Here is an 11,788-nt window from a genome sequence, read left to right on the forward strand (position 1 = left end):
GTCACTTTGGCGTAGAGCTCACCAGGCCGCCGCCCAGCGCGCGCACTTCAAAACAAAAAGACAACTGTAATGCTAGCCCTGCTCGGCCATTTGCAGCGTTGCGATACGGCTATGCCGCATGATGGGCGACAACCGGGCACAACGCATCTTTTCCGCGCGTAGGTGGTCGTTTCGATCGACACTATGTCGTTCGCGCCGTACTCGCCCTTTCTGCAGGTGCTGCATCACGCATGAAGACGAGAGCCAGGCCGATACCGGTGAGGCCAATCAAGATGGACGCCGCGGCCAGGGATGTGGGTCCGCTGGTCTCAACGACGAGACCGCCGACGAAGGCGCCGATGGCGATCCCCGCGTAAGTGGTCGCACTGTTCATTGCCAGAACCAGCTTCGACCTATCCTTGGCCAGGCCGAGGAGCCGGTGTTGGATCGGAACGAGGTACATGTAGCTCACGTTGCCCCAAAGGAAGGCGATGAACACGGTGAGGGCGCCATGGTGTCCGAATGCAACGAGGCCCCCGAGCAGGATGAGTTGGGCCCCCACGGCCCCGATCAGGACCCTGTAGGGGCCAAAACGATCGGTCAGCAACCCGCAGGCTGCGTTTCCGCTCACGGCTCCGAAGCCATAGGCGAAGAGCGCAGCGGAGAGCAGCGGGACCCCGGCGAACAGGGAGCCAGTGATGAAGACGCTCACATATGAATAAACGATGAACTCGGAAACAACAACGAATAGCGTCACGGAAAGGACGCCGTAGATAATCTTGGAGAAGTCTTTTGAAGCCGGGCCGTTTGCGCGCTCCGACGCCGCGTCGGGGACTCCGGACATTATCGGGGCGAAGATTAGCAATACAAGAAGCCCGGCAACGACCACGAAACCGAAGGCGAAGCGCCAACCAATCGCATCTGCGATCCAACTGGTCGCCGGAACGCCGACAACCTGCGAAACGGTCATGCCACCGAAGATGAGGGACAACGCCATCCCTTTGCGTGTCGGCGACAGGAGCTCGGCGGCCAGCACAGTGGCCGCCGGCGTGAACATGGCCGCGCCATAGGCCGAAATAACGCGACCTGCCGCAAGGGTCAGGAAATCCGGTGCGATCGCGCAGGTCAGGTTACCGACGATGAAAATTGCAATGGACAGGATCTGCACATTGCGGAGATTCATGCCCTTGAACATCCAGGCATTGAGCGGCGCGAAGAGCGCGTAGCTGAGCGCGTAGATCGAAATGATCCATCCCGCCGCGGCGGTTGAAGTCATCAGGTCACGAGAGATCACGTCAAGCGCTCCGATGATGACAAACGTGTCCAGGCCGATGGCGAAGGCGCCGATGGTCAGAGCAGCAATGATGAGCTTCGTTCGCGGGTTGGGAACGGATGAAGTCATGGCAGTGCTCGTTCAAGTTCTCGCAGGGTGGTCAAGCCGGGACCCTCATTCAGCCTAGGATTAGGGCCTGACCATGGTCCGCCCAGAATAGCGACGTCGATTGTCCCGCAAATTTCGGAAGCTCTTTGTCACGCGGGCTGGAGGTTCGTGCAACCCGGCTCTAAGTTTGCGCCATTTCCGTTAGAATGATTTCAATCGGTCTTCGCCATCACCGTGAGAGAAGTATCCTTTCTGGATGCCCCGGAAACCGTGACGCTCGCAGGGTCCCCACAAGCCGAGTAGATAACGAGCTCGCCGTCATGCTCGTGCATGGCCAGTTTTCTTTCACCAAAAATAAGCCGCGAAATACTACCGCAATTTGCTTGCAGCATTTCCGCATAGCTGCCGCTGTGGGTGTACAATGGCGAATCTTGTTCGCCGAATTGCTGCATCAGGCCAGATTGTAGCCGGTGTCGATATAACCGTGATCCGAAGCTGGCTCGGTCACGTCGTCTCGACACCACAATCGGGCGAGTCTGAAAATGATGCGTGTTGCGCTCGAGCGCATCGGAAGTCCAGAACGACCGGCCGGAAAACCGTCGTGGAAACATGCCCCACAGCATGCTCGCAGGCCGGCAGCGAGCGAGAGTCGGCCTGATGCTTCATGCTCCCCTGCGTGCGACGGGTGGGCGTCGTGCGTCCCCGATCGCCCGGTGCTCGATTTCCCTCCACACGGCCGTGCATTCCACCATGCTTGTAGCGCTCGTCGCGCATGGCGTCTTTGTAGGTCGCAAGTCACGTTCGAAACGAAAAGAGGCCCCGCCTCGCGGCAAAGCCCTCTCGCGGATGCCGTTCGCGATTGCGTTATGACAGATCGCTGGCGATGGCGTCTCCGCAGTTGATCGGCAGCATGGCTCTAGTGCGGCGGAAGTTGCATCCGCATGACAAGCACGTCGGCAGGCTCGTTGGCGATGTTGCGGCAGCGACCTCCGAACATGCGCTCATATTGCTGACAGCGCCGATCCCCTCGCGCGGAGAACGCGCGGCGCCAAAGCGGCCTGGTTGAGGAAAACCGCGTCTTGTGGCCTGTGCTCGTTGCCTCGAGGTGCGAATGGCTAGGGGCGCCTGTCTTCATTCCACGTGTTTTCGCGACGGGCACACCCATCTGCGTCCTCGATAGAGGCTGGTCTGACCGAAGGCCGATCCCGCTTCGCGGGCTCTCGATCTTGTCCCCGCAACGTCCGTTCTCGACTTTCTTCCCCTGTCGCTGCGCGCCATTCCTCGCGGTTCAAGAAAGTCGCTCCCGGCCGCCCTCCACTTTGTTTCGGCCCTTCGGGTGCAGGTCGATCGCCTCCGGTCTCACGACCGCCATCGAGGTCGCGATAGGCGCGGCCCGAGAAAACCAAGGGAATGAGACAATGGCTACCATCGGCAGCTTCACCTCCACGGGCACCGGATTTTCAGGCGCCATCAAGACTTTGAACCTCAACGTCAAGGCCAAGCTGGTCCGCGTCGAGAACCCCTCCGAGAAGGGACCGCACTTCCGCATCTTCGCGGGCGCGAGCGTCGATCTGGGCGCCGCCTGGCAGAAGGTCTCCAACGAGGGCCGCGACTACCTCTCGGTCAAGCTGGACGACCCGAGCTTCCCCGCTCCGATCTACGCCACCCTGATCGAGGTGGAGGGCGAGGAAGGCCTGCAGCTGATCTGGTCCCGGCCGAACCGGGACTGAGGCTGCCGTGAGAGGGCTCCGCCGCGAGGCGGGGCCTTCTTCCTTTCAATTGGAGACGCTCTCATGACCGTCGACACCATCGAGGAGTTGCGCGCCGAGCTGCGGGAATGCCTGTTCACGCCCGCGGAGCGCAAGGCGCTCGAAGCCGAACTGGCCGAGCTCATCCGCCACCGCAACGAAGCACTCGCGGCCGAAGAGGAGGGGGCGTAAGCCCCCTCGTCTCGTGACTTACGGCAAGACCGTGCAACGGCCCCTCATCCGTTGAGGACGTCCTTGATGGCTTTGGCTGGCGTGAAGGTGAGCTTCTTGGAAGCCGCGATCGCGATCGTTGCGCCGGTCGACGGATTACGACCCTCGCGGGCAGGCGAGTCCTTGACCTTGAACTTGCCGAAGGCGGCGATACTTGTCTCGGCCCCGCTCGCGGCTGCATCGGCGATGGCCTTGAACACGCTGTCGACGATGGCCTTCGCCTGTGTCTTTGTCAGGCTGTTCTCGGCGGCGATCTTCTCGGCAATCTCATTGGCGGTGGTCATGGAACAGGCTCCGTCTTGCTTCGATTTTCTTCCGTCTGACACCAAGACCGCCGGACGAATAGAGCAGACATGAAGGCGGGAGCCGTAATCCCCGGAAAACTGACGAAACTTTAGACTTTCTCCTCAGTAAGAGGCGTATCCGCGCCTGCGCTTGGCGCGCTCCAGCCGTCCGAATGCTTCGCCCGCTTCCGCGCTGGCATCAAAAGTCTGCACCATCGTCTGGCCGGTCGTGCCGATCCGGCCCCAGTTGCGGATCAGCGAGACCTCGCCGAACAAAGTTGGCTGGATCGAAAGCAAGTAAAACCGCCGCATGTTGCGGGTGGCGTCGATGCGGCGAAGGTGAAGCGGACTTGGCTCGAGGTTCGGCATGCCCGGATTCTCGCTTCCTGCGGAAGTGAGGTCCAATGATTTTTATGAATCGATCAGGGCCAAACGATTCATTTTCTCGATACCTCAATCGCACCATGGATGCGCGGTCCGTCCGATCGTCGCGCAAGACCTTCCGGCCGAGAGTCCAATCGATGGATGCACGCTGACGTGTCACCGCTCTGCTAGAGCCACCCTCGACATTTGCCGCCGTGCCACTCAAGTTTCAATTAGTGTGAGTAGGAGCGACTGTTTCGTAGTGATGCATCGTGGCGAGCGCAGGCCCAAACTATCAGGGCGGTTGCGCTGAAGAAAGCGCCCAGCCCTGATACGCCGCGCCATCCAGTATAAGCGAACGCTGTTGTAGAAGCGATGGCACCCAGAGCGCTTCCGGCCGAATAGAACGCCATGTAGCCGCCAACCAGGCGGCTGCGGGCCTGCGGATACGCAGAGAAAATGATGCTCTGGTTCGTGACGTGAACGGCCTGCACGGCGAGATCGAGCAGGATCACGCCGCCAATCAGGGCGGGTATCGAAACCGGGAGCATTGCGATCAGCGCCCACGAACTGAGCAGCAGGGCGAGTGCAATGCCGGTGGTCCAATGTTCTAGACCACGATCCGCCAACCTCCCGGCACCGCTTGCCGCCAATGCGCCAGCGACGCCGGCAAGACCGAACGCGCCTATCTCTGTGTGGGAGAAGCCGAACGGCTCGGTACTCAGCGGTAACACGAGCGCCGTCCAAAGCGTGCTGAAGGTGGCAAAGATCAGCAGGGCCAAAGCACCGCGAACACGCCGAACCGGATCGTGAACAAAGAGTTTGGGAATCGAGCGTAGGGTGCCGAGATAGCTGTTGGCGTTGGACACGGCAGTGCTCCGTGGAAGAACGCTGAACAGGATCAACGCCAACGCGGCGCTCAGAGCCGCCGAGGTCAGATACACGCTCCGCCAGCCTCCGAGATCGGCCAGGAGGCCAGAGGTGAAGCGGGAGGCCAGGATCCCGACGACAACCCCGCTTGTGATTGTGCCGACAGTCTGACCGCGCTTGCAAGGCGCAGCCAGGTTAGCTGCAAAGACGACGAGAACTTGAACCACGACAGCGAGCAAGCCCACCGTTATCATCCCCGCGAACAGGACGCTTTCCGTGCGGGCGGTCCCTACAATCGCGATCGCGACTGCCGATAGGGCTGTCTGTCCGACCACCAGCCGGCGAGGCGCAATCAGATCCCCCAGGGGGACAATGAAGATCAGACCGACTGCGTAGCCGACCTGCGTTACCGTGATGACGAGGCCGATTGTCGCCGGCGCGATCGCAAAGTCACGCGACATAGCGTCAAGGAGCGGTTGGGCATAATAAATATTCGCAACCGAGAGACCGCACGCGATCGCGCACACGATGGTCGTGGCCATCGTCAGCGACCCTGCGTCACTGTCGAATTGCGCAGCGGTGTCATCCGATGCGGTGGGGCTCTTCATATCCATCGGGCCGCTCCTTCGATTGGTCTTATAATAAGACCACTAGACGGACGGCCGTTCTAGTTCTAAGTTAGAACCAGACGGAGATGAGGGTACGATCGGCCATGGTGAAGCGCATCAACCTGACAGGAGCGGATTGCCCGGTTGCCCGGGCCCTCGATGTAATCGGCGATTGGTGGTCACTCCTCATCATCCGCGACGTGTTCGATGACCTTCGACGTTTCAGCGAAATTCAAGCCAATCTTGGTATCGCCAAAGGTATGCTAGCGACACGGCTACGCGAACTGATTGCGCGGGGCATCCTGACCACAGCACCGGCCTCCGACGGCTCGGCCTATCAGGAGTATGTGCTGACCGAGAAAGGGCGCGGGCTCTTCCTGGTTATCGTCGCGCTGCGCCAGTGGGGCGAAGAACACCTCTATCGTCACGCCCAGCCGCATTCTCTGCTGGTCGAGACCAAGACTGGGCGGCCGGTCCAGCGCCTTGTGCTTCGATCAGCTGCGGGCCGCTCCCTCAATTGGGGCGCAACGCAGGTGCGGGCCCCTCTAAAGGGCAAATTAGATCACGCTCCCGGCGGCAGCAGACCTCTGACCTCGTGACGATAGTGGCAACAATTCAATGACATCCCAGCCGAAGAGCTTATTCCTGATCGGGACCTCCCATATTGGGAAGTCGACCTGTGCGCATCGGATTGGCGGTGCCACCGGCTGGCCAGTGATTTCGACCGACATGTTAGGGCGTCATCCAGGTCGACCTTGGACCGGGGTGCCCGGCGCTATTATGGAATATTATCTTCGTCTATCGAACGACACAATTCATTGGTTCCTCCGGGTGCATCACGAGAACATGCGGCCGGTCATTCGGGAGAAGATCAGGACAGTACGCCAAGCGGGCGAAAGCTTCATATTTGAAGGTGCGGCGCTTCGGCCCGAATACGTGGCTGACTGGGAGATCGGCGATGCTCTGGTTGTGTGTTTCCAGGTGGAAGATCGCATCCTGCGCGAACGCATCATGACCGAGAGCCGCTATTCGGAGCAGGACGAACAGACGAAAGCCGCAATCGAAAAATTCGCAGAACGCTCGCTGCGCGAAAACCAAGCGTTTGCCGAGGCCTCTCAAAGACAGGGCATATCACTGATTGACGTCACTACTCCCGAAAACGCCGATCGTGCGACCGAGGAGTTGGTGTTGCGTCTTGCTGGCTCGTCCGGGCCATTATCGCCTAGTTCACGTCACCCGCGCCATAGGTGGATTGGCTCGGCACCGGGCGTCCGCAATGCGTGGCCAACGTGGGCAGCAAGTACGAGCATTAACGATGACGACATTCCCATCATCGGACGAGTGGAGTTTCGCTGAGTTCGACGATCAACGGCGAGCCTATCTGGACCGTGACATGCCGTTCGACGAAATAGCAAAACGGATCGCCGATGTCGCCGTCGTCAACACTGGTTGCGTCGATCCCTTGAGAACGCCAAACCCCGATGCGCCGGTAGACACGACTTGGCGTGCTTGGTTTACGATCAGCGTCGCCGAAGAGCCGCGCCTATCGGACCTCTTCTACAACGGTCGCGATGGCGTTCGCGGTCGTTACTGGCAAAGCGAAACGGAGGGCAATGCCGCAACGGCATCAATGATCGCTTTGCTTCGAGAAAAGCTGTTGCTGTTCGTCGCCGACAATAGCGACATCTTCGGGCCTGTGACGCTGGCGCGTGGAGACATGGCACTCGTAGCTCGATCTTTGGATGCCGCGTCTGTGAAAGCATGGGCTTATGAAGGGAAGAACCCAAACTTCAACGCAGGACCGAAGCTGGTCGTAAGGCGGTGGGCGACCAATAGGCCGGGTGGCAATTGGAGATGGGCACCGGTTGGTCCGTTGCTGGATATCAAAGGGGCGTTCTACACTCCCGACGACAAGGAATTTGTCCCTGGGAACAAGAGAGAGCGCGCTTACAACATCCACCGCTATGGCTTTTCGTAAAAGGCGGATGGCGAACCCCATTTGCGGCCGTGCAGGGAGCGCTGCATCAGCGGGCTCGGCAATCGATGGGGCAGCAAGTGAAAGCCCGACGGGGAAAACGGCAACCGCAAAAGGACTAGCCGTATTGCATGCGAGGCCATAATGTCCGGCGGAAGGGCATGAAATGATTTCAGTCGAACAAATGCAGAGGCTACGCTGCGGAATACAAAACTCTCGCGACAGATCCGAGCATTTCCGCCCGCCGGTCTACTGTGCTGACGAATATTTCCCATAGTTGGACAGCTCTCGCGCACCAGCTTGAGAACCTCGCGGACATTGAGAAATCGGAAAGATAGTAAGGTCGCTCTGCTCGCTTCGCAACCGTGCCCGCCCATGCGAAATTCCCGACCGGCCGCAACCGAACACCGGGCGACTCTTCTGCCGTTTCGAGTCATTGATAAGTGCGCCGTAGACTTGCGGCCGTCCCGAACCTGCTCATTCCGGGGCGCGAGGGTTCTCAAGCTCGATTGATTGTTTGCCCTAGGGGTTTTTCCGCCGCACACTTGCCCCATCACGCTGGAAAGATGCGTTCGTTTCTACAAACAGCAGCATTGCTGCGCCGCACTCGGAGCGCCTTCACACGCTCGGGTTTCTTTCGGAGGCGGTCGGCAAACGGACTGCGACCGGCTATTTGCCATTGACAAAGATCAACACATCAAATCCGGATCCTCTATCCTTCAGTAAGACTTAACGGAGGCTAGTGGTCTCATGCGCAACCTTCTCTTTATCGGTGTGCTTGCACTTCCCATCCTCGTCGGCTTTGGATCCCCTTCGAGCGCCGCTCCGCGGGGTCGTTCGTACATCCCCCCGGCTCAACAGGACGTTTATTGCCTGCAGGGACGTACCTGGGGATATCCGGGCAATTGCCAGTTCTCGACCTATGACCAGTGCATGGCCACTGCATCCGGCACCTACGCCTATTGCGGTATGAACCCGATCTACGCGTTCCAGCGACAAGGTGGACAATTGCGCTGATGTCTGATCGTCAAGCGTGATCGAGACACCAGTCGGAGCATTGCTCGTCCAAACGGACCTGCCGCGCAAGGTTGAGAGACGTCGGACTTCCGCCTGATCGGACGTCCCTCGTTCGAGTGCGCGATGCAGTCTCATCAGGTGCATCAAGACGCGAAGCAACAACGATTGGGACGCGGTGGCTCATCGGCGTCACGCGCAGTCGGGCGTCGCTCTTTAATTCAATTTGAAGAAAAACAACGCGAAAACTCAAACAGACATCTGCTTGTTGCGTTTTTGTCAGCTTCTTCTTCCATGGTGACCTCTCGAACGTTCTACTCTGGGTAGTTTTCTACGTGGCGCTCCTAACGCGAAATCTACGCTCCGTTACATCCTAGAACGAGGGAGATCTCCAAATGTTGGATGCCCCACCACTGCGCTCCTACGGGTGGTCCTCAACGACGTCTGCAAGAATCTTTCCCAGTACGATACCGGTGCTCGCACCCATGTCGCCTCGACAATTTTGGAAGCCGCGACCACAGGTGAGATAAGACCTGACCGTCTCCAACAGATCGGTCGCGATGCTCTTTCCAAAGCCCCGATAATGCCGCGATACGCGCGCAAAGCATAAGGTCGGCTTTGCCGTCGTTTGACCGCTTGCGCGCTTTACATCCCTGCCGGAGTAGCGCGTGCTCATCGGAGGGAAGCGTCGCGTAGTGCGGGCGTGACCAGTGCGGAGGATCCCTGGTCCCGAAAGAGAGCGCCGGGCGGCCCCTCCCTTGCCGGTCGGGCACGCTCTACCCGCAAGCATGCACATGCGGCCGGAGCCGCAAAGCATCTCCGCCCTTCGGGTGACGATCGTTGCCGCTCACTGCTTCTACTTGGTCCGCGCGTCTGTCCGGAGTCGGCCAGAAGGCACGCTTCTCGATGGGGTTCGGCGAGGCGAGGTCGTCCAAGCTGACTGCGCTGCGCTCCCTTACGAGAGCAACATGCAACAGCCAGGCGCAAGCCGGCTCAACCAGCTGGCATCTTTTGACCGAGAAGCATCGGCACGCTCGGCCATGGCTGCCGCTGGGTGCAAACGTATCGCTCGTGAATAGCAACTCGGCTAAAGGCCCTCCGGGCTCGTTCAATGCCGCTGATTGTCCGACAAGCCGCGGCCCGCGCGCGTCGGTCGCAGCCTTGCACTGGGCTCGCGCGGATCTTCGTTCAGATCACAATTTCGATCAAGGCTCCCACTCCCGTCCGCGTGCGCGGCCTTGACCGCCTCTCTGACCTCTAGGGCAGTGTTGGCGATTGTCCATCCTTGCAGGCCGGATGTCTCCCGCACCTCCTCATCGGTCGCAGCGAGGATTTCCTCGCTCACTGCTTCGAGCAGGCGGGCCAGATCGAGACTGGGGTGCCAGCGTGTCATCACTTGCGCCAGTTCTGTTGATGGCGCAGCAAGGCGCGTCGCATCCGCCGTCGCGTCGTGTCGTAGTCGAGCTCGGATATGTCGTAGACCTTGCAGATCTCTCTGGCCGCTAGGCCGTCAGCCATGCCCGCGATGATCTTCAGCGCCAGCGGATCGCCCTCAAACAGCCGATAAACGTTGGCCAGCATCTGCGCGGCGGCCACAACCTGCTCCGGAACGGGCACCTCATCGGCCTCGTCACTGGGCCAACTTCGCTGGTTCGGATCATCGCGGCTCACAAGCAGCCTTTGCTCGAGCCGCGCACGCCGCCAATGGTCGTTGCAGATGCTGCGCATGACGCCCGACAGGAATGCCACGATGGGTACCTCGGGTGGCCAAGGGCGCGACCCGTCGAGGACGCGTGCGATCGCTTCGTGGAGAATGTCGCTCCAGCCGAGTCCTCCCGGCAGATCGCGGCTCCACAGCCGCGCCAGAGCATTTAGCCGCACGAGCTCGAGATCGGACAGTGCATCGATGGCGGATGCGACATCGGCCGCGCGGACAACCGCGTCATCAGCCTTGGGAGCTATCGTCAATGGTTCCATGGTCACACCATTATGCGTTTCACCGGGCCCAGTGCGGACAGTAGATGGAAAAATCTTTTGACGTGTCCGCGCGGACTGACCTCAGGCGTATCGTCTGTATCGCAACAGGAGAGCCCTCATGGACGACACGTTGGCAGCGGCGCGCCGCTGGTATGCCGAAGACCTGCGATACAAAGTCCCGGTCCTGCGTAACCCGCAGCTGATCGAGGCATTTGCGTCTGTTCCACGCGAGCAATTCGTCGGCCCCGGACCGTGGCGCATCATCTCGGACCCGTACAGCGACGCATTCCTGACCTCCGATACCGACCCGCGCTGGCTCTACCATGACGTTCTCGTGGCGATCGATGCGAGCCGTAACCTGAACAATGGGATGCCCAGCCTCTGGGCCCGCAACTTCGAGCATCTCGACATCGCGCGCGGCGGTCGCGTGCTCCAGGTCGGTGCCGGAACCGGATATTATTCGGCGGTGCTGGCTGAGATTGTCGGATCCTCCGGTCGCGTGACGGTGGTTGAAACTGACCCAATGCTGGCCTCGCAGGCCCGAGCGAACCTCGCGAACTGGCCGCACGTCGACGTCATCGCGGGCGACGGCCGGACGGTGGACGTTGGTGAACTTGACGTCGTCATCGTATTCGCCGGATCCACCCACCCAGCCCGCCTCTGGCTCGATCGCCTGGTCGACGGCGGCCGGCTTCTGATGCCGCTGACCGACGACTCCTGGAGGGGCTTTCTTCTTCGCGTGATCCGGCGTCGAACCCAGTTCGAGGCCTGTTCGATTGGTGCCGTCTCTGTCTATCCTTGCATGGGTGGACGCGACGACGAGGCGGGTAGACGTCTGCATACCGCGCTCGAAGGCCTGCCGCCTGGCAAAGTTCCGATTCGCGCGCTGCATGTCGGTGATCCCGGGTCTGACCATGCAGGAAAGGTCTGGTTTCCGGGACCTGGATTTTGGCTCGAGCGCGATCCTGTCGGAGAGGATGCCGCGCGCAAGCAATGATGCGGCTGATCTTGAAGCCTCTCTACGCGAAAACCCCGGCATGAAAGTCGGGGCTCGTGGTGCCACGGCGTACATCCGGCCGCGACGATCGGCTGGAGTTAGCATGAGCTTCTTGAATAAAATGTGACCTTCGCGGCGTCCGCACTTGAACGTCGTGCTGATCATCCGCCGCGAACCGTCGATCGTAACGGGTCCCTCTTGCTAGAAGGCCAAAATTCTACGGTACAGTATCGTCTCGCAATGAACTGGTCGTTCGCTGCATGTAGGCGCGCATTTCTATCTATCGTATTGCCTCATCTGAGGATGTTACTTTCGCTTGACGGACGTAGCGCCGACTGTCGGCCGGTCTGAGGTTGCGTCA

General features: G+C 60.1%; 13 protein-coding genes. 7 read left to right on the forward strand and 6 right to left on the reverse strand.

Translation table 11 applies throughout. The annotated features are described in order from the left end of the window. Positions 1-181: 181 nt before the first annotated feature. Together AAFX91_RS32655 and AAFX91_RS32660 are read right to left on the reverse strand one after the other, a co-directional pair. A complete protein-coding gene (locus tag AAFX91_RS32655) occupies positions 182-1,381 on the reverse strand; it encodes an MFS transporter (RefSeq protein WP_394569326.1) in 1,200 nt (399 codons plus the stop codon). 191 nt (positions 1,382-1,572) lie between these two features. Next, positions 1,573-1,812, reverse strand: a complete 240-nt coding sequence (locus tag AAFX91_RS32660) for a hypothetical protein (RefSeq protein WP_394569327.1) — start codon at positions 1,810-1,812, stop codon at positions 1,573-1,575. Positions 1,813-2,778: 966 nt separating this feature from the next. Here AAFX91_RS32660 and AAFX91_RS32665 point away from each other — a divergent pair. Both AAFX91_RS32665 and AAFX91_RS32670 read left to right on the forward strand, forming a co-directional pair. Beyond that, positions 2,779-3,090, forward strand: coding sequence for a DUF736 domain-containing protein (locus tag AAFX91_RS32665; RefSeq protein ID WP_394569328.1), 312 nt, complete (start codon positions 2,779-2,781; stop codon positions 3,088-3,090). A 63-nt stretch (positions 3,091-3,153) separates the two neighbouring features. Beyond that, the gene (locus AAFX91_RS32670; RefSeq protein ID WP_165421540.1) at positions 3,154-3,300 is read left to right on the forward strand and encodes a hypothetical protein; all 147 of its coding nucleotides are present in this window, start codon (positions 3,154-3,156) and stop codon (positions 3,298-3,300) included. Positions 3,301-3,344: 44 nt separating this feature from the next. Here AAFX91_RS32670 and AAFX91_RS32675 read toward each other — a convergent pair whose 3' ends face one another. From AAFX91_RS32675 to AAFX91_RS32685, 3 genes are all read right to left on the reverse strand, one after another. Then, positions 3,345-3,623, reverse strand: coding sequence for an HU family DNA-binding protein (locus AAFX91_RS32675; RefSeq protein ID WP_130583906.1), 279 nt, complete (start codon positions 3,621-3,623; stop codon positions 3,345-3,347). Positions 3,624-3,746: 123 nt separating this feature from the next. After that, positions 3,747-3,992, reverse strand: a complete 246-nt coding sequence (locus AAFX91_RS32680) for a WGR domain-containing protein (protein WP_130583907.1) — start codon at positions 3,990-3,992, stop codon at positions 3,747-3,749. Positions 3,993-4,219: 227 nt separating this feature from the next. Continuing rightward, complete coding sequence (locus AAFX91_RS32685) at positions 4,220-5,470, reverse strand: MFS transporter (RefSeq protein ID WP_394569329.1); 1,251 nt, start codon at positions 5,468-5,470, stop codon at positions 4,220-4,222. Positions 5,471-5,568: 98 nt separating this feature from the next. Between AAFX91_RS32685 and AAFX91_RS32690 the strand changes: the two genes are divergently transcribed. The 4 genes from AAFX91_RS32690 (at position 5,569) to AAFX91_RS32705 (ending at position 8,456) form a co-directional block, all read left to right on the forward strand. Beyond that, positions 5,569-6,063 (forward strand): winged helix-turn-helix transcriptional regulator, encoded by a 495-nt coding sequence (locus AAFX91_RS32690; protein WP_394569330.1) that lies wholly within the window; start codon positions 5,569-5,571, stop codon positions 6,061-6,063. Positions 6,064-6,244: 181 nt separating this feature from the next. Then, positions 6,245-6,820, forward strand: a complete 576-nt coding sequence (locus AAFX91_RS32695) for a hypothetical protein (RefSeq protein WP_130583909.1) — start codon at positions 6,245-6,247, stop codon at positions 6,818-6,820. Beyond that, complete coding sequence (locus tag AAFX91_RS32700; RefSeq protein ID WP_394569331.1) at positions 6,780-7,442, forward strand: hypothetical protein; 663 nt, start codon at positions 6,780-6,782, stop codon at positions 7,440-7,442. The genes AAFX91_RS32695 and AAFX91_RS32700 overlap by 41 nt, the downstream gene beginning before the upstream one ends. Before the next feature lie 747 nt (positions 7,443-8,189). Next, positions 8,190-8,456: a DUF3551 domain-containing protein gene (locus AAFX91_RS32705; RefSeq protein ID WP_394569332.1), complete on the forward strand. Its 267-nt coding sequence runs from the start codon at positions 8,190-8,192 to the stop codon at positions 8,454-8,456. Between the two features lie 1,389 nt (positions 8,457-9,845). On the opposite strand, the gene AAFX91_RS32710 is transcribed toward AAFX91_RS32705, so the two are convergent. Next, complete coding sequence (locus tag AAFX91_RS32710) at positions 9,846-10,430, reverse strand: RNA polymerase sigma factor (protein WP_394569333.1); 585 nt, start codon at positions 10,428-10,430, stop codon at positions 9,846-9,848. Positions 10,431-10,548: 118 nt separating this feature from the next. Between AAFX91_RS32710 and AAFX91_RS32715 the strand changes: the two genes are divergently transcribed. Next, positions 10,549-11,427 carry a protein-L-isoaspartate O-methyltransferase gene (locus AAFX91_RS32715; RefSeq protein ID WP_394569334.1) on the forward strand — a complete coding sequence of 293 codons (879 nt, stop codon included), beginning with the start codon at positions 10,549-10,551 and terminating at the stop codon, positions 11,425-11,427. Positions 11,428-11,788 lie beyond the last annotated feature (361 nt).

Origin of the sequence: Bradyrhizobium sp. 31Argb, from assembly GCF_043638955.1 — a bacterium.
In the GTDB taxonomy this organism is placed as follows: domain Bacteria; phylum Pseudomonadota; class Alphaproteobacteria; order Rhizobiales; family Xanthobacteraceae; genus Bradyrhizobium.

Coding starts and splice junctions, on each gene's coding strand:
- AAFX91_RS32660 (WP_394569327.1), bottom strand. CDS start 1,812: ATGCAGCAATTCGGCGAACAAGATTCGCCATTGTACACCCACAGCGGC.
- AAFX91_RS32710 (WP_394569333.1), bottom strand. CDS start 10,430: ATGGAACCATTGACGATAGCTCCCAAGGCTGATGACGCGGTTGTCCGC.
- AAFX91_RS32705 (WP_394569332.1), top strand. CDS start 8,190: ATGCGCAACCTTCTCTTTATCGGTGTGCTTGCACTTCCCATCCTCGTC.
- AAFX91_RS32670 (WP_165421540.1), top strand. CDS start 3,154: ATGACCGTCGACACCATCGAGGAGTTGCGCGCCGAGCTGCGGGAATGC.
- AAFX91_RS32675 (WP_130583906.1), bottom strand. CDS start 3,623: ATGACCACCGCCAATGAGATTGCCGAGAAGATCGCCGCCGAGAACAGC.
- AAFX91_RS32700 (WP_394569331.1), top strand. CDS start 6,780: ATGACGACATTCCCATCATCGGACGAGTGGAGTTTCGCTGAGTTCGAC.
- AAFX91_RS32685 (WP_394569329.1), bottom strand. CDS start 5,470: ATGGATATGAAGAGCCCCACCGCATCGGATGACACCGCTGCGCAATTC.
- AAFX91_RS32665 (WP_394569328.1), top strand. CDS start 2,779: ATGGCTACCATCGGCAGCTTCACCTCCACGGGCACCGGATTTTCAGGC.
- AAFX91_RS32695 (WP_130583909.1), top strand. CDS start 6,245: ATGGAATATTATCTTCGTCTATCGAACGACACAATTCATTGGTTCCTC.
- AAFX91_RS32715 (WP_394569334.1), top strand. CDS start 10,549: ATGGACGACACGTTGGCAGCGGCGCGCCGCTGGTATGCCGAAGACCTG.
- AAFX91_RS32680 (WP_130583907.1), bottom strand. CDS start 3,992: ATGCCGAACCTCGAGCCAAGTCCGCTTCACCTTCGCCGCATCGACGCC.
- AAFX91_RS32655 (WP_394569326.1), bottom strand. CDS start 1,381: ATGACTTCATCCGTTCCCAACCCGCGAACGAAGCTCATCATTGCTGCT.
- AAFX91_RS32690 (WP_394569330.1), top strand. CDS start 5,569: ATGGTGAAGCGCATCAACCTGACAGGAGCGGATTGCCCGGTTGCCCGG.